General features: G+C 70.0%; 14 protein-coding genes. 3 read left to right on the plus strand and 11 right to left on the minus strand.

The window, feature by feature from the left end; genetic code table 11:
- Positions 1–68: 68 nt before the first annotated feature.
- From G4D85_RS12425 to G4D85_RS50255, 3 genes are all read right to left on the minus strand, one after another.
- Positions 69–2,378, minus strand: a complete 2,310-nt coding sequence (locus G4D85_RS12425) for a carboxypeptidase-like regulatory domain-containing protein (protein ID WP_164011437.1) — start codon at positions 2,376–2,378, stop codon at positions 69–71.
- An 18-nt stretch (positions 2,379–2,396) separates the two neighbouring features.
- Positions 2,397–2,759 (minus strand): hypothetical protein, encoded by a 363-nt coding sequence (locus G4D85_RS12430; protein WP_164011439.1) that lies wholly within the window; start codon positions 2,757–2,759, stop codon positions 2,397–2,399.
- A gap of 195 nt (positions 2,760–2,954) precedes the next feature.
- Entirely contained in the window at positions 2,955–4,145 is a 1,191-nt protein-coding gene (locus G4D85_RS50255) for a M57 family metalloprotease (protein ID WP_275900284.1), read from the minus strand.
- A 388-nt stretch (positions 4,146–4,533) separates the two neighbouring features.
- Here G4D85_RS50255 and G4D85_RS49355 point away from each other — a divergent pair, with 388 nt between their 5' ends.
- The gene (locus G4D85_RS49355) at positions 4,534–6,780 is read left to right on the plus strand and encodes a S41 family peptidase (protein WP_164011441.1); all 2,247 of its coding nucleotides are present in this window, start codon (positions 4,534–4,536) and stop codon (positions 6,778–6,780) included.
- 42 nt (positions 6,781–6,822) lie between these two features.
- Here G4D85_RS49355 and G4D85_RS12445 read toward each other — a convergent pair whose 3' ends face one another.
- From G4D85_RS12445 to G4D85_RS12460, 4 genes are all read right to left on the minus strand, one after another.
- On the minus strand, positions 6,823–7,242 hold the full coding sequence (locus G4D85_RS12445) for a cupin domain-containing protein (RefSeq protein ID WP_205525522.1): 420 nt from the start codon (positions 7,240–7,242) through the stop codon (positions 6,823–6,825).
- Positions 7,243–7,620: 378 nt separating this feature from the next.
- Positions 7,621–8,418: a hypothetical protein gene (locus G4D85_RS12450; RefSeq protein WP_164011446.1), complete on the minus strand. Its 798-nt coding sequence runs from the start codon at positions 8,416–8,418 to the stop codon at positions 7,621–7,623.
- A 457-nt stretch (positions 8,419–8,875) separates the two neighbouring features.
- Positions 8,876–9,250: a hypothetical protein gene (locus tag G4D85_RS12455; RefSeq protein ID WP_205525523.1), complete on the minus strand. Its 375-nt coding sequence runs from the start codon at positions 9,248–9,250 to the stop codon at positions 8,876–8,878.
- Between the two features lie 203 nt (positions 9,251–9,453).
- Positions 9,454–9,903 carry a DoxX family protein gene (locus G4D85_RS12460; protein WP_164011450.1) on the minus strand — a complete coding sequence of 150 codons (450 nt, stop codon included), beginning with the start codon at positions 9,901–9,903 and terminating at the stop codon, positions 9,454–9,456.
- Positions 9,904–9,999: 96 nt separating this feature from the next.
- Here G4D85_RS12460 and G4D85_RS12465 point away from each other — a divergent pair, with 96 nt between their 5' ends.
- The gene (locus tag G4D85_RS12465) at positions 10,000–10,971 is read left to right on the plus strand and encodes a LysR family transcriptional regulator (protein WP_164011452.1); all 972 of its coding nucleotides are present in this window, start codon (positions 10,000–10,002) and stop codon (positions 10,969–10,971) included.
- A 64-nt stretch (positions 10,972–11,035) separates the two neighbouring features.
- Here the strand turns inward: G4D85_RS12465 and G4D85_RS12470 are convergent, their stop codons facing one another.
- Complete coding sequence (locus tag G4D85_RS12470; protein ID WP_164011454.1) at positions 11,036–16,321, minus strand: ELWxxDGT repeat protein; 5,286 nt, start codon at positions 16,319–16,321, stop codon at positions 11,036–11,038.
- Between the two features lie 153 nt (positions 16,322–16,474).
- Positions 16,475–17,551, minus strand: a complete 1,077-nt coding sequence (locus tag G4D85_RS12475) for a dipeptide epimerase (RefSeq protein ID WP_164011456.1) — start codon at positions 17,549–17,551, stop codon at positions 16,475–16,477.
- A 290-nt stretch (positions 17,552–17,841) separates the two neighbouring features.
- On the opposite strand from G4D85_RS12475, the gene G4D85_RS12480 reads away from it, so the two are divergent.
- Positions 17,842–19,866: an ATP-binding protein gene (locus G4D85_RS12480; protein WP_164011458.1), complete on the plus strand. Its 2,025-nt coding sequence runs from the start codon at positions 17,842–17,844 to the stop codon at positions 19,864–19,866.
- On the opposite strand, the gene G4D85_RS12485 is transcribed toward G4D85_RS12480, so the two are convergent.
- A complete protein-coding gene (locus G4D85_RS12485) occupies positions 19,867–20,553 on the minus strand; it encodes a suppressor of fused domain protein (RefSeq protein ID WP_164011460.1) in 687 nt (228 codons plus the stop codon).
- A gap of 114 nt (positions 20,554–20,667) precedes the next feature.
- Entirely contained in the window at positions 20,668–21,867 is a 1,200-nt protein-coding gene (locus G4D85_RS12490; protein ID WP_164011462.1) for a GNAT family N-acetyltransferase, read from the minus strand.
- Between the last annotated feature and the right edge of the window lie 240 nt (positions 21,868–22,107).

A 22,107-nucleotide genomic window follows, 5' to 3' on the forward strand; every position in this document is an offset into this window, starting at 1 on the left:
AGCATCAGCGATTTCAGGACGTCCCCGGCGTAGGTCCACGGCAGCGCCCCTCCGGCCCGGCGCCGGGGTCAGTAGTGCTGGAGCACGCCGCTGCGCTGCTCGGCAAGCGCCTCGAACTGCAGCTCCGCCAGGCGCAACCTGGCCCGCACGTGGCCGGCGTTGGTCCGGTAGCTGGTGAGAAGCACCCGCTCGTTCGCGTTGGCGGTCGGTATCAGCACGAGCGTGAGCCACGCGCCCGGCGGGTAGGGCAGGTAGTAGGCGCGATTGAGGCCCTGGGGCTCGTCCGCCGCGCGAGCGAAGGCCCATTCACTGGCGACCACGAGTTCGTTCACCGGAATCAGGTGGTCCGCGCCCCGGGCGCCCGTGTAGTTGTGCCAGGCCTCATCGCTCAGCCGCACCCTGCGGTTGTGTGACAGGTCAATCACCCGGTTGGCGTAGGTCGGATGGGGAATGGCGCGGAAGTTCACCGCCAGCTCGTCCTGTCCGAAGTCGGGGTAGCTGCGCCGGGGCGGGTCGAAGTCGTGGTTCCCGCGCGCGGGGGTGAGCGTGTAGTCGTGGCCGGCGTCGCGGTTGTTGATGGCGTAGGTGCCAGGAGGGGCGACGACGGGCACGGCGACCGCGAGCGCGTTGGCTCCCTCCGAAAGCGTGACGGTCCATCCGAGGACTGCGTTGTTGGCCACGTCGCTCACTCGGCCACGGATGGAGTGCTGGTTGAGCGTTCCGACGAAGGCATGGCCCGCCGAATGGGCGTTGAGCGCGTTGAGCGCGGCACTCGCGGGGACGAAGGTGTAGTGCCGTGCCTCGGGCGTGAGCGTGTAGTTGCCCCCGTGGCGCAGCTGTCGCTCCTGGAAGTTGCCGTTGTTCAGGCCCGCGAGCTCGCGGACCAGGCCCCCCGAGATGAGCAGCTTCGCACCGGGGATGGCGGCGCCCGTCGCGGTGCGCACCGTGCCAGTGGCGGAGTAGAGGCGGACGCCCGTGAACCGGGGGTGCTGCTCGGTTTCCAGCCGGGCCAGGTCGAGGCTGTCCGCGTCGAAGACGTGCGTCGCCGACTGCACCGAGAGCCGGTACTCGAACCCCGCGGGAGCCAGGAAGGTATGGTCAGCGCCGTTGTGGGTGAGGGCCTCCCCGTCCTCGGGCTTCAGCGTCAGCTGCGCGCCCGCCACCGGATGGCCGTCCTGGTCACGGACCTGGACCTCGACGGGGATGCGCTTGCGCGTGGCCTTGAGGCGGAGTCTCGTGTCTGCGCCCAGCGCATTCACCTCCACGCGGTCCGGGACGAGGTCGTGGTAGCGCGCCTGGGTTTCGAGCACGTAGTCGAAGCCCGCGTCGAGCATGTCCAACGAGAAGGCGTCGGAGGAGGGCGGGTCCCTCCACTTGACGACCTCCTTCTCCCCCTTCAGGACGCGGACCTGAATGGAGTCGGCCATGCCGTCATCGGTGCTCACGGTAGCGGTGAACCAGTACCGGACCCGACTGGCGTTGAAGTTCTGCTGCCGGTCGCTCGCGAGCACGCCGAGCCTCTTGTCGGCCGGGTTGAACGCATGGAAGGGCCGCGTCGGGGTGAGGGTGTAGGCCTCGCCAGCGGGGAGGTTCGCGAACAGGAAGTTGCCTTTGTCATCCACCTGCGACGTCTCGTCGACCGAGTCGCTCACGAGTCGGAGCCGGGTTCCGCGAGCCTCGCCCTTGACCTGTCCGCTGACGGAGATGCGGGCGGCGAAGTCGTGCACGGTGTCCCGAGCGAGGTCGTCGACACGCGCCTCCGCTGGGGCGAAGCGCACGGAGGCCTTCGAGGGCTGGAGCCTGTAGCTCCGCCCGGGGGCGACGGCCGGGAACGCATAGTGGCCCTGGTTGTCGGTCTCGGTCTCGTAGGGCGGCATCCCATCGGCATCGAGGAGTAGCAGCTTCACCTTCTGCACGGCGGCGCACACGGAGGCCGCGCGCACCGTTCCGGAGATGCGGGGGAACGGCCGCGCGGTGAAGTTCACCGTGGCGTCCGCGTTGAGCGCGGCGAAGTTCTGCTCCGCCGCTTCGAAGGTGTGATTCTCCAGCGCCACGCGCACCGTCAGGTTCTGCCCGCTCCGAAGGCCCGTGAAGGCGTAATCGCCCAAGGCGGAGGGCTGGCACGACTGCTGGACGTTGCCCGCGCTGAGCAGCTGTACGGTCGCTCCCTGCACGGTCGCGCCGTCGGGCAGGAGGACATGCCCCCGGATGGCGACTCCGAAGATGCAGCGACTGATGCTCGAGCGGAGCATCACGCCGCCGCCCACGACGATGGACGACGCTGCCACAGCCAAGGCGATGGCTATCTGCCTGGGCACGCGGACATCGGCCAGGCCGAAGGTGATGGCGAAGGTGTCGTCCTGAAAGTCTGGCTGCATCGAGGTCTTCCCGAGGGCTCAGAGTGGCTGGGGTTCACCCTTCAAATGGTGCAGCGCCCCGAGCCCCAGGCGCCGGATGCGCGTGACCTCGTCGAGGCCCGGCTCGGCCAGGAGGTCCCGTGCCCATGCGTGCTCCACATCGAACCTGGGGCCCAGCACGAACACGAGCCGGATGAAGGCGGCCACCGTGTCCTCGAGCTCGAAGCCATGGTGCACCGCGCGCTGGAGCGCGGCTTCGACCTCCCTGCGAACGCCCCCGGGGCCCAGGGCGCGGGGAGCATCGGGGAGGGTCTGCTCGAGCTCCTCGGTAAGCCGCTTCACGAAGGGCTCGCGTTGCTGCGCGTCCAAGGCGTGTTGTTGCTCGCGGCGGAGGGTGAGCACGATGTCTGTTCATACCACGGTCCCTGCCCGGCCAGCGCGGGGCCCTCCCCCCGCGGCACTGCGCCGGAGAGGGAAACTCCTGTCGGCGACCTGTTGTCCGATGAGGGACCAAACGGCTTCTGGAGCTGGCAGGTGAAGTCGACCCGACTCCCAGGCCGGAAGCCGCTGTCTCCAGCGGCTTCCGGCTGGGGCAGGTCAACGGAAGATCAGGCTGTAGTCATAGCTGCTACCGCCGTAGTGGGCGCCGCCCGCGGGACAGGCCGAGCTGGCACTCCCGCCGTAGAACAGCCCCTGACACTTGTTGCACCAGCGCCAGTTGGACTGCAGATCGGGGGCGCCTCCCGCGGAGTGGTGCAGGTGGTAGTCATAGCTCCCGCTACCATCGTGGGTGCCGCCCGAAGGGCAGACGGAGGAGGCAGCGTTGCCGCCGTAGAACAGGCCCTGGCACTTGTTGCACCAGCGCCAGTCGCCCTGCCACCCAGCCGTGGGCGCGACGTCGTGCGCGAGATGGTAGTTATAGCTGCCGGAGTTCCCGTGCACTCCACCCGCCGGACAGCTGGAGCTGGGGTTGCCGGCGTAGAACAGGCCCTGGCACTTGTTGCACCACTGCCAGGTGTCCTGCGCGGGCGTGTACAGCGTCCTCAGCCCGGCGAGGTCGCCGGGGGCGAACTCTCCCGTCTCCACCGAGCGGAAGCAGGAGTTCATCAGCGAGCTGCCGACGGTCGCCGTGGTCGGCGTGCCCGGAATGTGGATCGCGCCTACGCCGGCGTCGCCCTCGTTGCCGCCGCTGCCGCAGCTGATGCTGCGGTTGTAATAGTCCGTGTGGCGGAACCCGAGGGTGTGACCAATTTCGTGCGTGATGACGTGCTCGATGACGTCGACGCTGTACGAGGAGAGCCCACCGCCGATGTTGATGGTCGAGTACGGCAGCCCGCCCGAAGGGAACCCGGCGGAGCCTCCGACCACCCCCGGCTGTATCACCGCGTTGATGGTGAAGCTGCAGCCGGTGCTCGGCGTCCGAGCCATGGCGAAGGTGAGCGGCAGCTCGTCGTAGTTCTGGATGGCCAGGTCGAGCGCCGTGCTGAACGCCCCGGTGAACGTCGAGCCGTTGATGCAGATCTTCGTCAGCGCCGTGCTGATGAGGTTGGTGGTGCGGTACTGCTCCTCGGTGGTTTCGCCGGTCTCGAGCAGCTCGCGGGACGCGGTCAGTGAGACCTCGACGTCGCGCCCGACGTAGACCTTTCCATCGACGACCATGACGTCATCGGCCGGGAACCCGGCATTGACCAGGTTGCTGACGATCTCCTGCGTCTCATCGGGCGGCTCGGCGCACCCGAACACCAATGCAACACATCCCGCAGCGAGTACGAGACTTCTTGCAAGCATGGCGACTCCTCTTGTGTCGGACCTGTATCTCCAGCGCTGCCGCCTCGCGCGACGAGCCCTCCGGAGACACGGGCTCAAGGTAGTCGAAGGGGTGAAGCCGGCTCAAGCGTGGGCAGTCCACGCGAGGCGTTGCTGGCGTAACTGGAGGAATGAGTGGGACGCCAATGCAACAAAAATGCAACAGAATTGAAGTTGCATCAGGGTTCTCAGGCCGAATCAGGAAGGACTGCCCCCGTCATCAAGTGACGTCCGCGCCCACCCACCGAACGCGGAGTCAGGGCTCCTTCGCAGCGCGGTTTCTCGAATAGAGTCGGCGTGCGCTGGCATCGGGTGGCGCAAGGAGAGCGCACGAACGATGCGGCCCCATGGCATTGGTTTGAGGTTGGGAGTGTGTCTGGCCCTGCTCGCTGTCTCGGGGGCAGCGGCACAACAGACGAAGCCGGAGGAGCAGGAGCGCACGCGGCACCAGAGGTTGGCGGCGCTGGGGGAACTCTGGGGGCAGGTGCGTTACCGCCACCCGTGGATGCTGTCACGGCGCATCGATTGGGACGCGGCGTTCATGAACGCCGTGCCGAAGGTGGAGGCCGCCAGGAGCACCGACGAGTACGCGGCGGCCGTGCAGTCGATGCTCGACGCGCTCGAGGATCCCGCCACAAAGGTGAAGAGCGCGCAGCCGCCCGCCACGCTGGCTCCGCCGACGCTCCGGCCGGTGCTTGGCTTGGAGAAGGACGTGGTGGTGCTGGACCTGCGCAACCTCACGTCCTCCGAGGGACTCCAGGAGTTCTGGGGCTTGCGCACCAGGTCCCGGGAGCTCTTCGCCAAGGCGCGAGCCGCCATCGTGGACCTGCGTCTGCGCGGCTTCAACCCGGCGGAGGCCTGGAGTGTCTCCAGCGCGGCGGATCAGATCCTCCCCCTGTTCTTCGAAGGAGAGCTGGTCGTCCCGGGGCTGAGGTCCACCATTCACGGGGGCTACAAGCCGCAGAGCGGCATGGACGCCCCCTACACCACGGCCTTCACCCAGGATGCCAGCTCGGTCGTGCAAGCTTCTTCCTGGAAGAAGCCCGCGCGGGTCATCTTCCTGCTGGACGACCACAGCCTGGTCTCTCCGAAGCTCCTGGCGCTGCGCGCCGCCGGTCGCGCGCTCTTCGTGGGCGAGGGGCCCGTGACGGACGCGTTGGCCGTGGACACCCAGGACGTGCCGCTGGGCGAGAAGCTCACCGCCACCCTCCGAACGAGCGAGACGGTGCTGCCTGTGGGCCTCGATGAAGAACTCCCGGCGCGAGCCGACCTGAAGGCCCCTGACGCGGCCTTCGCCCGGGCGCTGGCCCTGGCCAGGCAGAAGTCCAAGCCCAAGGGCTCTACTGCCTCCGCCCAGCCGGAAATCCTGTGGCGTCCGGACAACGCATACAAGGAGGCCCCGTACCCCTCGCGCGAGCTGCGCCTGCTGGCGGCCGTGCGGCTGTGGAACGTGGTGGAGCTCTTCTTCCCCTATACCCACCTGATGGATGTGGACTGGAGCCAGCAGCTCCCCCTGTTCCTGAAGCGCTTCGAGGCCGCCAAGGACGCGAACGAGTATGCGCTCGAGGTCGCGAAGGCCGCCAAGGACCTGCGCGACGGCCATGTCTCTCTCAGCGGTCACCCTGCGTACACGGAGCTTTGGGGTGGAGTCGGGGCTCCCTTCGAGGCGCGAGACATCGAGGGGAAGGTGGTCGTCACCGAGCTCTTCGAGCCGCGGCTCGCGCAGGGACTCTCCGTGGGGGATGTCATCGAGAGGGTGGACGGCGAGCCCATCGAGGATCGGCTCCGACGCCTCGAGCCCATCCACCAAGGCTCCACCGAGGCGGCGACTCGCTTCTTCCACATCTATCTGGCGCTCGCGGGCCCCGAGGGCGCCGAGGCGACCTTCACGGTGCGCAACGAGAAGGGGGGGCGCGAGGTGAAGCTGCAGCGGAGCCCCCAGGTGTCCCCGAAGGGACGCCCTCACGAGCCCTTCAAGCTGCTGGAGGACAACATCAGCTACGTGAACCTCGCGCAGCTCAAGCCCGGCGAGGTGGCGGAGGTCATGAAGAAAGTCCAGGGGACCCGGGCCCTGGTGTTTGATCTGCGGGGCTACCCGCAGGGGACGGGAAGCGTGCTGGCGCCGTACCTCAACGTGAAGGGCGCGAAGACCTGGGCCCGCTTCGAGGTCCCCCTCGTCGCGGGCTCGACGCTGGTGAATGGCCGTGTGGCGTTGACGCAGGAGCTTCCCACCGCGGATGTGCCGGTGTACCGCGGCCGCACCGTGACGCTCATTGATGAGCGTGCCATGAGCCACGCCGAGCACGTGGGGTTGATGCTGGAGGCCACCTGTGGGCCGACCTTCGTTGGCAGTCCCACCGCTGGCGCTGATGGCAACATGACGCACACCGTGCTGCCCGGCGGCATCTGGATGAGCTTCACGGGGATGGACACCCGTCACGCGGATGGGAGCCAGCTCCAGCGCAAGGGGCTCACGCCCCATGTGGCCGTGCACCCGACGCTCGCGGGCCTGCGCGCGGGCAGGGATGAGGTGCTGGAGCGCGCGCTGCAGCTCCTCAAGGAGCCGGTAAAGCCCGCCGCCGCGGGGCCGGCGACCCGCCCGGCGCAACGCCCGTAGCTGATATGGGCGTTGACCGTGGCGGTACAGAGCCTCGGAGGTTCAGGGCTGCTTCTGCATCCCCGCGCCACCCGTGGCGGTATTGCGCGGGTCATCCTCCGGGTTGACGTAGGTGATACCCCATGGCCCCACCGCATGGAGCTGAACCATCGTCGGCTCGCGGGTGAACGCGAAGTGGCGCGTGGTGGCCGGCATCACGGCGAAGCTGCCGGAGGGGAGCGCCTGGGCGTTGGACGTGTCGAACTTCTCGCCCATCCCCATGAGGAGCTCGCCGGAGAGGACGGTGAGGTGCTCGTCCGACGGATGGAAGTGCGGCGGGATGCGGTAGCCGGCCGGGAACTTCAACCGGAGGGTGAACAGCTTCCCCGCCGCCGAGGGGACACCCTCGATGACCGCCATCTGCGCGCCCGGCGGGATTCCGGCCGGCGGCGGCCCCCAGCGCACATCATTCGGCTTCACCATGATGTGCTGGGATACCGCGCGAGGCTCAGGCGAAGCGGCGTGGGCCAGGGTGGAGCCTCCCACCCCAAGCAGCACGGCTGCGGCAAGGGCCGGTCTCATTCTTCGTACATGGGTCGGACTTCTCATTGCACACCTCCCATGGTGGGTAGTCACGGGAGGGCCCCATGGCACGAGGCAGGCGCGAGAACGTTCGGTGCCCAGGGACGCCAGGACGCAGCCCGAACGTACAGGCCCACCGAGGGAACGGCGTGGGTGGCGGACCGCTTCGTGCGGGCGGGGAACGCGGCGGGCTGCGTGGACGCGCTGAGGGGCGGGCTTCCGCAGGGAGCCGCGGCGCGCGAGGGCTTCACGCGCCGCGACTCCTGAGCGCACTACCGACTACCAGGGCGCCGGTTGCGGGTTGGTGGCGGTGACGGAGCAGGGGCCGTTGTTGATGTTCACCTGCTGGACGAAGTTGCCGATGCGGGCGGCGTTGGGCGCCGCGTCGTCCCCGGCGATTTCATAGAACGCGACCACCGCCTGGCCCGGCTCCACGTTGGCCGGGATGGGGATGGAGCGCCGCTCGCCCGGGTTCACGGTGATGGGGGCATCCGACAGCGGGCGCAGAACCTCCAGCAGCTCGCGGTTGTCGGAGGACAGGGCCTCCAGCGGCAGGGCCTGGGGGAGCACGGCGAAGCGGAGGTTGAACAGGGTGATGGCGGCCTTGGCCTGGAAGATGTTGCCCAGGTCGAGCACCGGCCAGCGCGAGTCCCTGTAGGTGATGCCCCAGCTGAGGTTGTTGACCACGCTGCCACGGATGCGGCGGTGGTTCTTGTCCGTCCAGTACATGTCCTTCACGGTGCTGTGGCAGTCGGCGGTGCTCCAGCCCACGTGGATGGTCTTCCCCGGGACGATGGGGGAGTCGTTGTTGTTCATGTTCATCCAGTGGATGACCGTGTCGCCCGACGCCGTCGCCGTATGCGTCACGTTGTAGAAGTGACCGTAGAGCGGGGAGCTGGGGCTGGGGTACCCATTGAACGTCGCCGTGACGGTCTCGCTCTTGTCCAGGACCACCGCGATGTCATAGGCGGTGGCGCTACCGGTGTTCCTGAGGTCGCAGTTGTAGTCGTACGCGGCGGCGCCCTGGGCGCCGAGGAGCAGGGCAAGGCCAGACAGCCGAAGTGCAATCTTACGCATATATATATTCCGCCATTCATGCGCCGCGAGGGGGAACGCGGGAGGGCGTCCGTCGGAAGCACGAAGGCGGGATAAGTCATTGCAATCCGGGGACCGCGAAATTCATGCAAGGCCTTGAGAGTGAAAGGGAGTCAGGGTTGTGGCGTGAGAGGTTACGAGGACAGCTGTTGCTGTAACATCAGATGTCACTGAGCCCGCTGTCCGAGGTGGACTCGGGCCGCGCGCCGAGTGAAGCAGCCTACGGGGTTTCACATACAAGAGCCCAGGTCAGAGATGCCCTGTCTGTCATACGCATGTGTGAGACATCCTGGATGGGCGGGTGTCCGACCTCGCGAGCGCATGTCGGAAATTCCATACGTCGTGGGCATGACGCTCACCCCTGACTGGCTTTGTGAGGTGTTTTCGCGTCGCTGGAGGGGTCGTGTTTCGTCGACGTATGTCCAAGGAGCCTGGAAGTCTACCGTCCGGGCGGAGGCGACGGGTTCCTGCTCGTGACACGTTCCCGGCGGAGCTCGATAAAGGCTCGGACCCCGAGGCTCAGCCCGGGGAGGAGTGCTCCACCCACGAGCGCGCCCAGGTGTCTGCCCAGGGGTGCGCCAGCCCAGGCCTCGCCCACCGTCCAGCCGAGCCACACGCCGCCACCGGCCAGCAGGGCGAAGAGACACCCGACCCCTTCATCCGTCTGGTACGCCACCCACGCCAGCCCCACGCCCACCGCGAGCGCCAGCACGGCCCCCACCGCCGTGGGCACCGGGCCCGCGTCCAGGAGCGCCAGCACGTTGGGCAGGGTCAGCGCCGTCCAGGCGACGACGAAGATGGCTCGCCCTCGCATCCCATGGCCACCAAAGCCCGTGGGCTCACTCATGGGAGGCGGGGCTTGGGACTGGCAAAGGCGTGCATCCGGGAAGCGTAGAGGATTCCACCGCCCGCTGACGACCGGCCGCGCTGCCGCGTTTGGATGAGCGAGTATCGCTCGCCAGCCTTGAAGGCCGGGCACCGGGCGGTGGGGCGCATCCCCACCGCCCTCCTCGTGACTCAGCGCGCGTGGGCCGCCTGGGCGCTCGACGCTTGCTCGGTCGCCGGTGCGGCCGGCTCCGCGCGGGCCCGGAACAGCGGTGCGAAGGCCGCGCGGTAGCTCCACGCGAGGTACAGCCCGAGCACGATGAAGACGGTGGGCATCGCGTACGACGGCGCGAGCGTGAAGTGGAAGCCCGCGATGTTGATGATGATGGGCGCGAGCAGTGTCAGCGCGAGCGGGACGAACCGGTTCGTCAGCAGCGCGAGGCCGGCGGCGACCTCGATGACCTTGACGAGCGGCATCAGGTAGCCGGCCGCCATGAGCCCCGTGATGAAGGGCAGGGCCTCCGGAGGCGGCGGAGGCTGCGGCGGCATGAACGGCACGAAGTGGCTGAGGCCAATCACGAAGAAGGGAAGACCGAGCACCACGCGAGCAACGCGCGGGCCCCATTTGGCGAAGAGAGACATTGGAAGTGCTCCTGGGAAGTTCTCGCGGTCAACCTAACGGGCGGCCCCGGGCAGCACTAGTACATCCTCGGACAACGTATTATTGCTGTGGGAGCAATGGACCTGAACCGCGTCGCCACCTTCCTCCGCGTCGTCGAGGCCGGCTCCTTCACGGCCGCCGCGACACGCCTCCAGCTGCCCACGTCCTCGGTGAGTCGCAGCGTCGCGAAACTCGAGGAGGACCTGGGCATCGTGCTGCTGGAGCGCACGACGCGGAAGATTTCCCTCACCGACGCCGGCCGTGCGTACTACGAGCGGGCACGCGAGGCCGTCGCCGGGCTCGACGAGGCGACGCTGCTGGCGGGAGAGACGGCGCGAGAGCCGAGCGGCATCGTGCATGTCGCGGCCCCCCCCGAGGTGACGGGAAAGCTCGCCGGCGCCCTGGGTGAGTTCGTACGCCTCTACCCGAAGATTCACGTCGACGTCATCACGACGGCGCGCGGGGCGGAGCTCGTGGGGGGCCAGGTCGACATCGCCATCGTACCGGGCCGGCTGGAGGACTCGGCGCTCATCGTCCGCCGGCTGGGCGTGAGCGTGCACCGGCTGTACGCGGCCTCCTCGTATCTCGAACGACACGGGAAGCCTCGCACGGTCGCCGACCTCGCCCGCCACGACGCGGTGCTGTACCGCGGGAATGCTGGAGCGGCGGACTGGGAGCTCGTCGGCCCGCACGGAATCGAGAGCGTCAAGGTCAAGGGGCCGCTGAGTGGCGACTCCCTGGAGTTCGTCTTCGAGGCGGTGGCACGCGGCCACGGCATCGGGCTGCTGCCCGAGCAGTTCCTCTCGTGCTTCTCCGCGTCTTCCGCGCCCATCGAGCTCGTGCTTCCGAAGTTCTCCTCCGAGGGAGCGCTGCAGTCCCTCGTGCATCCGTCCCGGCATCTGCCCAAGCGCGTGACGCTGCTCCGTGAGTTCTTGAGCGAGCGGTTGACGTCCTGCGAGCGGGCCATGGCCGGTGATGCGATGAGGCGGAGGATGAGCCGGGGCCCGGGGTGTCCGGAACCCCGTCCTCCCGCGAGCCGCTCGTCCTGACCGCGGGAGGCTCGGGCCGGGTGTGAGCTCCGAGCCGTCGGCCTTGAAAGCAGGAGGCTCCGCTTCAGTGCACGCGTGCGCGGGAGCGCCGCTGGAACCACACGGCGCTGCCCAGCAGCAGGAGCCACACGCTGCCTCCGCCCGGGGTCCCCGCAGAGGATGAGCAGCCGAGTGCTGCCTTTTCCGGTGCCGGCACGGAGATGAGCTTCCGCACGGTGACCTGGAAGGTGCACTCGGCCGTCAGCCCGGCCTCGTCCCGCGCGGTGACTGTCACGGGCGTGGTGCCTCGCGGGAAGAGGCTGCCCGAGGCGTGGCTGTAGACGAGCATCGGGGAGCTCGTCACCGCGTCGCTGGCCGTGGCGGTGAAGGTGGCGGCCACGTCCGCGCCGTCTCGCGTCTCGACAGTCATGTCCGCGGGGCAGGAGAGGGCGGGAGGTGTGGTGTCCTGGACGGTGACGGAGAAGGTGCAGGACGCGGCATTGTCCGCCTCGTCTCGCGCCGTCACGGTGACGGTCGTCGTTCCGAGCGGGAAGCGGCTGCCGGTCGCGTGGCTGGAGGACACCTGGGGAGCGCGGGTGACGGTGTCCAGCGGGCTCGCGAGCTCATAGGGGACTGTCGCGCCGTCGGCTCCGTCGGCTTCCACCGTGAGGTCCGCCGTGCAGCCCACGGACGGCGCGGTGGTGTCGCGCACGGTCAGGGTGAAGTGACACGTCGTCTCATTGCCCGAGGCATCCCGGGCCGTGACGGCGACCTGCGTGGCGCCGAGCGGGAACACCGTGCCCGAGGCGTGGCTGTAGACGAGGTCCGGTGAGGCGGAGGCCGCGTCGGATGCGCTGGCCGGTGCGTACTCCAGGGTGGCGCCGGAGGCGCTGGTGGCCTCGGCGCCGGTATCCACGGGGCAGGTCAGGGCCGGTGCGGTGGTGTCCTGGACGGTGACGTCGAACGTGCACGACGCGCTGTTGCCGGCCGCGTCCGTCGCGGTGGCGGTGAGGGTCGTCGCCCCAATGGGGAACAGCGCCCCCGAGGCGTGGCTGTAGGTGAGCGCGGGCGACGCAGTGACGGCGTCCGAAGTGCTCGTGGACGCGTAGCTCACGGTGGCACCCGTGCTGTTGGTGGCCTCGGCGATGACGTTCGCGGGGCAGGTCAGGGCGGGGGCGGTGGTGTCCTGGACGGTGACGTCGAACGAGCATGAGGCGACGTTCCCCGCCGCATCCGTCGCGGTGACGGTGACGGTCGTCACTCCGAGCGGGAACACCGTCCCGGAGCCCTGGCTGTAGCCCAGCGTCACGGGCGGGCTGGCCGTATCGGAGGCCGTGGCGGCCGGATAGCTGACAGCGGCGCCCGAGGCGCTGGTGGCCTCGGCGGTGACACTCGCAGGACACGTCACCTCGGGCCGCGTGGCATCACGAACGGTGACCTCGAAGGAACACGAGGCGGCGTTGCCGGCCTCATCCGTCGCGGTGGCCGTGACGGTCGTCACTCCAAGAGGGAACACCGTCCCCGACGTGTGGCTATAGGTCAGCACGGGTGAGGCCGTCACGGTGTCGGAAGCCGAAGCTGACGGGTAGCTCACGGCGGCACCCTCGGCGCTGGTGGCCTCGGCGGTGACACTCGCGGGACAATTCACCTCCGGCTTCGTGGTGTCCTGCACGCTGACGTCGAAGGAGCAGGAGGCGGCATTGCCGGCCGCATCCCTGGCCGTGACAGTCACTGTCGCCGTCCCCAGGGGGAACACCGTCCCCGAAGCACGGCTATAGGTAACGTCGGGCGAAGCCGTGACGAGGTCGTGGACCGTGGCGGGCGCGTAGCTCACGGTGGCCCCCGAGGCGCTGTTGGCCTCGGCGGTGACGTTCGCGGGGCACGTCACCTCAGGCGCGGTGGTGTCGCGGACCGTCACCGAGAAGCTGCACGTGGAGCTGTTGCCCGCGGCGTCCGTGGCGGTGGCGGTGACGACCGTCACTCCGAGCGGGAACACCGTCCCCGAGGCGTGGCTGTAGCCCACCGTCACCGGCGGGCTCATCGCATCGGAGGCTGTGGCGGGTGGGTAGCTGACCGTGGCCCCCGAAGCGCTGGTGGCCTCGGCGGTGACATTCGCGGGGCAGCTCACCTCGGGCGCGGTGGTGTCCCGCACGGTGACGTTGAACGAGCACGAACCAGTACGTCCGCCCGCATCCGTCGCGGTGACGGTGACGGCCGTGGTGCCGGGTGGGAACAGCGTCCCCGACGCGTGGCTGTAGGTGACCTGCGTCGCGCTCGCGTCGGAGACCGTGGCGGCCGGATAGCTGACGACGGCGCCCGTGCTGCTGGTGGCGTCGACGGTGACGCTCGCGGGGCAGCTCACCCCGGGCGCGGTGGTGTCCTGGACGGTGACGGTGAAGGCGCACGAGGCGGTGTTGCCGTACGCATCCGTCGCCGTGGCGGTGATGCTCGTCGCCCCGAAGGGGAACACCGTCCCCGACGCGTGGCTGTAGGTGATGGCAGGTCTGCCGGGAGTGTCGTCGCTGACGGTGGCCGCCGGATAGCTCACCTGCGCGCCCGAGGCGCTCTGGGCCTCCGCGCTCATGCTGGCAGGGCAGGTGAGGGTGGGAGGCGTGGTGTCCGGCGCACCGCTCATCGTCGTGCGCCACAGCTCGAAGCCGCTGGCTCTATCGTTGGCGACGAAGAAGACGTACTCGCCCTGGCGGGTGAACAGGCGGGGGTTGGAGGAGAAGGGTCCGAGGGCAAGCTCTCCGATGGGGCGGGTCCCCGCTTCGGTGCCGTCCGAGACAAAGGGCTCCATGCCGAGGTCGGCATCCGAGGCGGCGAACACCACCAGCCCCTCCGGCTCCAGCGCCAGCATCGGCTGGTCGGCCATGCTGCCCACGGGGCCCCGGTGGAGGTCCCTCACGCGCCGGGTCCCCTCCGTCGTTCCATCGCTGCGCCACAGCTCGGTGCCACCCTCCAGGTCATACGCCTGGAAGAACAGGACGCGGTTGGCCACCGTGAGGTGGCGCGGGTTGAAGCCCTTCGTCCCCACGGCAAGCTGCATCACCGGCCAGGTGCCTGCCTCCGTGCCGTCGCTGCGCCAGAGCTCGCGCCGGGTGCCGCTCTGCGCGGCGCTGAAGTACAGCACTCCATCCATCAGCACGAAGTCGTCCGGCCAGCTGCTGACCCCCGAGCCGATGTTCTTCACCAGCTGCGTCCCGGCGGCGGTGCCATCGCTCTTCCAGAGCTCGATGTCGTTGGTCGAGCCGGGGCCGAAGCCTGGGAAGAAGAAGAAGCCGGGCGTGGCGGCGAAGGCGTTGTCGAAGTAGGGCACCACGTTCGTCACGGAGACCGTGCCCTCCGTCGTGCCATCCGTCCGGTAGAGCGCGCTGCCCGAGCCGTTCGAGGCCCGGAAGTAGACCCCGCCGTTGAACCCGACGAAGCCCGAGCCCATGGAGTTGCCCGAGGCGCCCGCCACCCAGAGGTCCTTGAGCAGCCGCGTGCCCTCGGGGGTGCCGTCGCTCGTCCACGGCTCGAAGCCCGTCTGGCCATCGTCCGCGATGAAGTAGAGCCGTCCGCCCAGGACGCTCAGGTCATGCGGACTGCTGGAGAGGTAGTTGCCGGGCCGGAGGTCCTTGAGGAGCCGGGTCTCCCCAGTGGCGACGTCGCTCGTCCACAGCTCCCGGCCGTTGATGCCATTGTCGGCGTCGAACAGGAGGGCGCCATTCATGGGAACGAACTGGCTGGGGCTGGAGCTCCAGGTGCCCGGATTGAGGTCGGGGGAGCCGAAGCTGCCGCTGAACGCTCGGGGCTCCCGGCCGAAGTCCTCCGAGTCCGCGGTGTAGTAGAGCACGTAGTCGAACGCGGTGAGGGCTCGAGGGTCCGAACCGGCCGTCGCGACGTGGATGTCCTCCGCCAGGTACGTATTGAAGTCCGTGCCGTCGCTCGTCCACAGCTCCATTCCATAGGTGCCGTTGTCGGCGGAGAAGAAGACGCGGTTGCCGACGGCGGTCAGCGCCTCGGGGTTGGAGCCCGTCGTCCCGGGCCGCAGGTCCCTCACCCGCCGGGTGCCGTCAAAGGTGCCGTCGCTCCTCCACAGCTCCCGGCCCGTGCCACTCTCCTCGGCGGTGTAGAAGAGCACGCCGCCCACGGCGGTCAGCTTCTCCGGTTTGGTGCCCTTCAGGTTCACCCCCAGGGTGCTGACGCGCACCGTGCCCGTGGACGTGCCGTTGCTCTTCCAGAGCTCGGAGATGTCGCCGCCCTCGGACGCGCGGAAGTAGAGCACGTTGCCCACGGCCACCAGCTCCTTGGGCCAGCTGCTGCTGCTGCCCTCGTACACGTCCTTGACCAGCGACGCCGACGTGCCGTCGCTCGTCCACAGCTCGTAGCCGACGTGGGCGCCAATGCCGTTCCTGCCCATCGACACGAAGTAGAGCCTCCCGTTCATCGCGGTCAGCGACTCGACGGTGGCGCCGTCCAACGGGTCCCCGGGCGTCGGGTCGTACACGAGCCGTGTGCCCGCGGAGGTGCCGTCGGTGGTCCACAGCGAGAGGCGCGCCGAGGACTCGTAGCCGACGAAGTAGACGGTGCTGCCCACGCTCATCAGCTCGGAGATGAAGCCGTTCCTGGAGCCCGGGAAGAGGTCTCGGACGAGCACCGTGCCCGACGGCGTGCCATCGCTCTTCCACACCTCGCGGCCCGCCGTGGTGGAGGCGGTGAAGAAGAGCTGGGTGCCCGCGACGGTGAGGTTCTGGGGAGCGGAGCTTACGGAGCCCGGGACGATGTCCCGGACGAGCTGGGTGCCCTGGGCGAAGCCGTTGGTCCGCCACAGCTCGGTCCCCATCAGGGGGTGCGTCGCGGAGAAGTAGAGGAACCCTCCCAGGACTTTCAGGTTGCCGGGGTTGGAGGAGTCCTGGCCGGGGTTGATGTCGCTGACGAGCACGGTGCCTTCGGCGGTGCCGTTGGTCCGCCACAGCTCGCGCCCGTTGCTGCCGTCGTCGGCGGTGAAGTAGACGAGCCCGCCCATGACGGTGAAGTCGCTGGGGGCGGAGCTGTCCGGGCCGGGCCGGAGGTCCTTGATGAGCTGGGTGCCGGGCTCCGTGCCATCGCTCCGCCACAGCTCCCGCCCGCTGCTCTCCTCCTGCGCGGCGAAGTAGACGGTGGTGGCGCTCACCGCCACGAGCCCGGAAGGCGTGCTCCCGGGATTGGCGGGCAGCGTCGACGGCCAGCCGTCGATGAGCACGGGCCAGCTGAAGGTCAGCGCGGCGGAGGACGTGCCGAGCGGGCCGTCCTGCTTCGGGGCCACCGGCTCCGAGCAGCCGCCCACCACGGCCAGCGTGACGGCGAGCCAGAGCAGCTGTCGCCGAAAGTTCCCCAGGTGTTCCATGTCCCCCTCGGACAGAAGATGCGCGGTGCCGGCCCGCTCGAAATAGCGGGCGCAGTGTACCGCGTGTCACCTCGGGAAGTGTCGCCCCGGCGACACAGCGGCCGGCCGTGCGAGGAGGGTGCTCGGCGCGTCTGGGTGCTCCGTCACCCCGACTCAGGCCAGGGTGACGCCGTGCCCCGGCGCGTCCGGGTCGAAGTCCAGCCGGGCGCCGTCGTACCGGAGGCCGCCCTGGAAGGGGTGGCTGGCGATGAACAGCGGCGTGTCCAGGTCCGCGTAGGTGAAGCCGCCCAGGCCCGCGGCCAGGTGGGCGGAGGCGCTCATCGCCAGCACGCTCTCCACCATGCCGCCCACCATCAGCTCCATGCCGGCCGCGCGCGCGAGGCTCCACATCAGCATCGCCTCCACCACGCCGCACTTCATCGTCTTGATGTTGATGCCGTGCGCCGCCCCCTCGCGGATGAGCCGCAGCACGTCCTTCGCCGAGCGCGCCGACTCGTCCGCGCACACCCGCACCTTCGAGCGCCGCGACACCTCCGCCATGCCGGCGAAGTCCGCCGCGGGCACCGGCTGCTCCAGCAGGGCCAGGGGCACGCCCGCGCGCTCCAGCTCCTTCACGAAGGCCAGCGCCTCCGCCACGTCATAGCCGCCATTGGCGTCCGCGAAGAGCCGCGCCTGGGGCGCCACCTCGTGGATGGCCACCAGACGCGCCGCGTCCTGGTCCGGGCTGAGCGCTCCCACCTTCACCTTCAGCGTGGAGATGCCGCGCGCGAGGATGGCCTTCGCGGAGGCGCGCGCGTGCGGCACGTCGCCCGCCGTTACCGTCATGTCGATTTCCAGCGCCGTCCCCGTCCCACCCAGCAGCACGTACAGCGGCACGCGGTGGTGCCGCGCCAGCGCGTCGAGGAGCGCCATCTCCACCGCGCAGCGGGCGGAGGGCGCCAGCGCCAGCGAGTCGCCCAGCCACTCCGACGCCGGGCGCCACGCGCGCACGTCCCTGCCCAGCAGCCCCGCGCGCACCGTCTCCAGCGCGGCCAGCGTGCTGCCCTGCGTCTCGCCGCTGACGGCGGTGAAGGGCGCGGCCTCGCCCAGGCCCACGGTGCCGTCCGCCAGCGTCAGGCGCACCAGCACGTTCTCCGCGGCGTGCTGCGCCCCGGTGGCGATGGCGAAGGGCTCGGTGAGGGGGAGGTGCAGCGGCTCGAAGGTGACGGCGGTGATGAGGGTGGGCGTCATGTCCGGGGCCGAACCCTAGTCCGCTCTCATGGAAGAGGGGACAGCCATGAGCGCAGTCCCGTCGCCGCCGCGCCCGCTTCCGGTGGAGGCCGCCGCAAGGGGTGTGCCGGGCGCGGCGGCGGGGGGCGGACAGACGGAAACCGGGAAGGCGTACACACCTGGCAGGTCGTCTTCGCCGTCCGGGCCCCGACGCTGCTTGAGAATGGGGCCCGTTCGTGGCGACATACGGGCGACTCCTGCTGTTTCTGGACGCTGGCCTCCGGGCGCGCGTGGTCTGGAGCGGGCGGCGCATGTCGGTGACGGATACATCCCAGAGGTCCCCGGCTTCGGGGGCGGACATGCTGCTGTCCGCCCTGGAGGAGGCGGAGAGAGACCAGCCCGAGGGCTGCATGGTGCTGCGCGCCGTGAGGGACTCCGACGGCTCAATCACCGACTTCGAGTGGCTGTGGGCCAACCCCGCCGCGGCGCGCTCCCTGGGCCGCTCTCCGGAGATGCTGCGCGGGCGCCGGCTGCGCGAGGTGTCCCCGGACGCGGGGCTGGGCGGCCGGCTGGACGTGCTGCGGGACGTGGTGGAGACGGGCCGGCCCGCCGCGGACAGCTTCCCGGAGGGCGACGCGTGGCTGCAGGGCACCGCCGTGCCGCTGCGGGACGGGGTGCTGCTGCGGCTGCGCGACGTCACCAGCGCCCTGCGCGTGGAGGAGGGCGTCCGCGACACGCTGGCCTGGGTGCGCGACGTGCTGGAGGGCACCCCGGACGCCTTCTTCACCGTGGACGTGGACTGGCGCGTCACCTACGTCAACCACCAGGCCGCCGCCATCAGCGGGCGCACGCAGGAGCAGCTCTTCCGCCGCGTGCTGTGGGAGGCGTGCCCGGAGCTGCTTGGCACCCGGCTGGAGCGCGAGCTGCGCCGCGTGGCCGCCGAGAGCGTGGCCACCACCTTCGAGGTGCGCCTCTCCCCCGGGCGCTGGCACGAGGTGCACGCATGGTGCGCCAACGGCAACCTGTCCGTCTTCGCCACCGACATCACCCCGAAGAAGCAGCTGGAGGCCGAGCGCGACATGCTGCTGTCCCGCGAGCACACCGGCCGCCTGGAGGCCGAGGCCCTCGTCCGCCAGCGCACCGAGGAGCTGGTGGCCGCGCGCGAGCGGCTGGTGCAGTCGGAGAAGCTGGCCATGGCCGGGCAGCTCGCGGCGGGCGTGGGGCACGAAATCAACAACCCGCTCTCCTACGTCACCGGCAACCTCCAGTTCGCGCTGGAGCAGCTGGAGCTGCTCGCCGGCAGCCCCGGTGACACCGCGGCGCTGAAGGATGCGCTGGATGCCCTGCGCGAGGCGCGCGAGGGCGCGGAGCGCATCCGCGTCACCGTGCGGGACTTGCAGACGTTCGCCCGCGCGGACGAGCCGCACCTGTCCCCGGTGGACGTGCACGCGGCGCTGGAGTTCGGCCTGTCCATGTCCATGCCGCACCTGCGCTACCGGGCGCAGGTGGAGCGGCGCTACGGCGGCGTGCCCACCGTCATGGCGCACGAGGCGCGGCTGGGGCAGGTGTTCCTCCAGCTGCTCGTCAACGCCGCGTTCGCGATTCCGGAGGGGGACTCCGAGCACCACCGCGTCAGCCTCACCACGCGCACCGAGGGCGCCTGGGTGGTGGTGGAGGTGACGGACACCGGCCACGGCATGGCGCCGGAGGTGCTGGAGCGCGTCTTCGAGCCCTTCTTCACCACCCGCTCCGTGGGCGAGGGCACCGGCCTGGGGCTGTCCACCGCGCTGGGGCTGGTGCGCAGCATGCGCGGGGAGCTGACGGCCACCAGCACGCCCGGCGGCGGCAGCACCTTCCGCGTGCGGCTGCCCACCACGCACGAAGTCGCGCTGCCTCCGGGGCCGGAGGCGGTGGAGTGCGTGGCCGAGCGCAAGCGCGTGCTGGTGGTGGACGACGAGCCGCAGCTCACCTCCGTGCTGCGCCGGGTGCTCGGCGGGCGTCACGACGTGGTGCTGTTGCACAGCGGGCGCGAGGCGCTGGAGTTGCTGGCGCGGGACGACGCGTTCGACATCGTCTTCTGCGACTTGATGATGGGGGACTTCACGGGGATGGACGTGTACGACGTCCTGTCCCGGCGCCAGCCGGAGGTGCTGTCGCGCTTCGTCTTCATGACGGGCGGCGGCTTCACGGAGCGCGCCCGCGTCTTCCTCCAGACGGTGCCGCTGCCGCGAATCGAGAAGCCCTTCGAGCCGGGCACCCTGCGCGCGCTGGTGGAGGGCGCGCCGCCACGCGCCGGGGCACAAGGGCCACCGGCGCGTGAGGCGGAAGGGGAGTGACTACAGCTTCACTTCGTCGCGCTCGGGCATGGTGGTGTAGCCGCTGCCGGCCGCCACCAGCTTCGCCATCAGCTTGTCCATGCCGTTGGAGCGGGCGAAGGCCATTTCATTCTTCGTGGCGCCCACCAGCGTAATCAGCTGCACCTTGCCGCTGGGCAGCACGAAGTGGTCCGGGCGGGACGGGTCCCTCACGAAGACGAAGCCGCCCAGCTTGGAGTCGCCACCGTCCAGCGAGCCCTCCACCGGGTAGCGGTGGCCCATGGCGAAGGCGCGCAGGCTCACGAGGTTGTAGGCCATCATGTCCAGCAGCCGGAACACCGGCCACTTCGCCTCTTCGGGCGTGTGGATGACCATCTCGTAGCCCAGCCCGCTGGGCGCGTCGTCGGAGAGTTCGTCTCCGGGCGCCACGGTGAAGGGGTTGGACAGGCCGCTGGTGACATAGGTCCAGTACGGGTAGTCCGCGCTCGGCGGCGCCACGCGTACGCCCATGGGCCCCCAGTTCGGGTCCGGCTCCTGGACCTGCGCCAGCTCACTCTCCATCCACGCCTGAATCGCGTCCGTCTGGTCGAGCGTGAAGACGCCTTCGTCGATGGCGCCGAACATCTTGGGGTACTCGACCTCGTCGCGGTCCGCCCAGCAGTCTTCGTACCACTGGATGAAGTCTTCGTCCGTCTCCGGGGCTTTCATAGCCAGGACACTCTATGTGCTCACCCCGGTTTCACAACTTCGTTGAGAGGGGGAGTGCCAGGGGCTGACACTCCGGCCGGGGCGCCGGGGGCCTCCCGGGCAGGGCCTCCCGGCTCAGGTGCCGGTGGCTCCCCCGGCGGCGGGGCTGCCGGCCAGGGGCCAGGGCTTGAGGCCACAGAGGCGCTCCGCCTCCTCCACCGCGGGGGCCAGGCGCGCGTGCTCCCGGCGGAGGAAGCCCCGGACGGCGCCGTCCAGCGTCTTGTCGAAGAGGAGGTGTGCGCTGTGGACGGCGGTGGGCTCGAAGCCCCGGGACACCTTGTGCTCGCCGCCCGCGCCGGGCTCGAACACCTTGCGGCCGGCGCGGATGCAGTCGTCCACCGAGTGGTAGAGGCAGACGTTGAAGTGGAGGAAGGGGTGCTCCTCGAAGGCGCCCCAGTAGCGGCCATAGAGGCGCTCCCGGGTGGCGAGGTTGAAGGCCCCGGCGATGACCTTCGGGCCCTTCACCGCCTCCACCAGCTCCACGGTGTCCGGCAGGTGCTGGAAGACGCGGGCGAAGAAGTCCGGGGTGAGCTGAATCTGGCCCCAGGCGTGGCGCTCGCAGGTGGAGGTGTAGAAGCCGTAGGCGCGCTTCGCGTGGACCTGCGTCAGCTCTTCCCCGCGCACGGTGCGCAGGGCGATGCCCTGGGTGGCGGCGGCGCCCCGCTCGCGCTTGAGCTGGTTGCGGCGCTTGGAGTCGAAGCGGGCCAGGTAGTCGTCGTAGCCGCGGTAGCCCGGGTTCTTCCAGTGGAACTGGAGGGTGATGCGGCGCGCCAGCCCCTCGGCCTCGAGGAAGTCCGCTTCGTCTCCGGTGGGGTAGAGGATGTGGACGGAGGAGCAGCCGGACTCGCGGGCGCTCTCGGTGGCGGCGGCGAGGAGGGCGCGGCGCAGGGCGGGGACGTCCTCGCCCGGGGCGATGAGGAAGCGGGGGACGGTGGCGGGGGACAAGGGGCCGCCGACGACGAGCTTCGGGTAGTACTCCACGCCCAGGCGGGCGGCGGCGTCCGCCCAGCCGAAGTCGTAGATGTACTCGCCCATGCTGTGGAACTTGCGGTACGCGGGCGCGGCGGCGACGAGCTTCGGGCCCCGCCACAGCGTCAGGTGGTGCGGCGCCCAGCCCGTCTCCTCGGTGGCGCTGCCGCTCTCCTCCATGGCCGCCAGCCACGCGTGGCGGACGAAGGGTGGGGCGTCAGGGCCGGCGAGCGCGTCCCAGGCGGCGGCCGGGGCGTCTGTCACGGCTTCGAGGATGCGGAGGCGGAGCGAGGTGTCGACGGGCACGGGGGCTCATTTAACGCGACCCCTGGGCCCGTGCCGTGGGTTGCCCGCCCGATTCGCCACCGGGCGGACAGGGGGGACGGTGGGCGGAGGCGGGGCCTGCACCCCGGCCACGTCGGGCGGCGGGGGCGGCCCCGGCCAGACGGCGTGCCGTGGGGGCGGAGAGGACGCCGCTGCTCCCGGCGGCGCCAGACCCTGCCTGCATCAAGGTCCCAGGAGGGAACGGGCAGGGCCGATAGAGGG

It is taken from the genome of Pyxidicoccus trucidator (genome assembly GCF_010894435.1).
GTDB classification, from domain to species: Bacteria; Myxococcota; Myxococcia; order Myxococcales; family Myxococcaceae; genus Myxococcus; species Myxococcus trucidator.

Excerpts from the sequence above, each read along its gene's own strand:
- G4D85_RS12425 (WP_164011437.1), bottom strand. The coding sequence starts at position 2,378 with ATGCAGCCAGACTTTCAGGACGACACCTTCGCCATCACCTTCGGCCTG.
- G4D85_RS50255 (WP_275900284.1), bottom strand. The coding sequence starts at position 4,145 with ATGCTTGCAAGAAGTCTCGTACTCGCTGCGGGATGTGTTGCATTGGTG.
- G4D85_RS12445 (WP_205525522.1), bottom strand. The coding sequence starts at position 7,242 with ATGGTGAAGCCGAATGATGTGCGCTGGGGGCCGCCGCCGGCCGGAATC.
- G4D85_RS12450 (WP_164011446.1), bottom strand. The coding sequence starts at position 8,418 with ATGCGTAAGATTGCACTTCGGCTGTCTGGCCTTGCCCTGCTCCTCGGC.
- G4D85_RS12455 (WP_205525523.1), bottom strand. The coding sequence starts at position 9,250 with ATGCGAGGGCGAGCCATCTTCGTCGTCGCCTGGACGGCGCTGACCCTG.
- G4D85_RS12460 (WP_164011450.1), bottom strand. The coding sequence starts at position 9,903 with ATGTCTCTCTTCGCCAAATGGGGCCCGCGCGTTGCTCGCGTGGTGCTC.
- G4D85_RS12465 (WP_164011452.1), top strand. The coding sequence starts at position 10,000 with ATGGACCTGAACCGCGTCGCCACCTTCCTCCGCGTCGTCGAGGCCGGC.
- G4D85_RS12470 (WP_164011454.1), bottom strand. The coding sequence starts at position 16,321 with ATGGAACACCTGGGGAACTTTCGGCGACAGCTGCTCTGGCTCGCCGTC.
- G4D85_RS12475 (WP_164011456.1), bottom strand. The coding sequence starts at position 17,551 with ATGACGCCCACCCTCATCACCGCCGTCACCTTCGAGCCGCTGCACCTC.
- G4D85_RS12480 (WP_164011458.1), top strand. The coding sequence starts at position 17,842 with ATGTCGGTGACGGATACATCCCAGAGGTCCCCGGCTTCGGGGGCGGAC.
- G4D85_RS12485 (WP_164011460.1), bottom strand. The coding sequence starts at position 20,553 with ATGAAAGCCCCGGAGACGGACGAAGACTTCATCCAGTGGTACGAAGAC.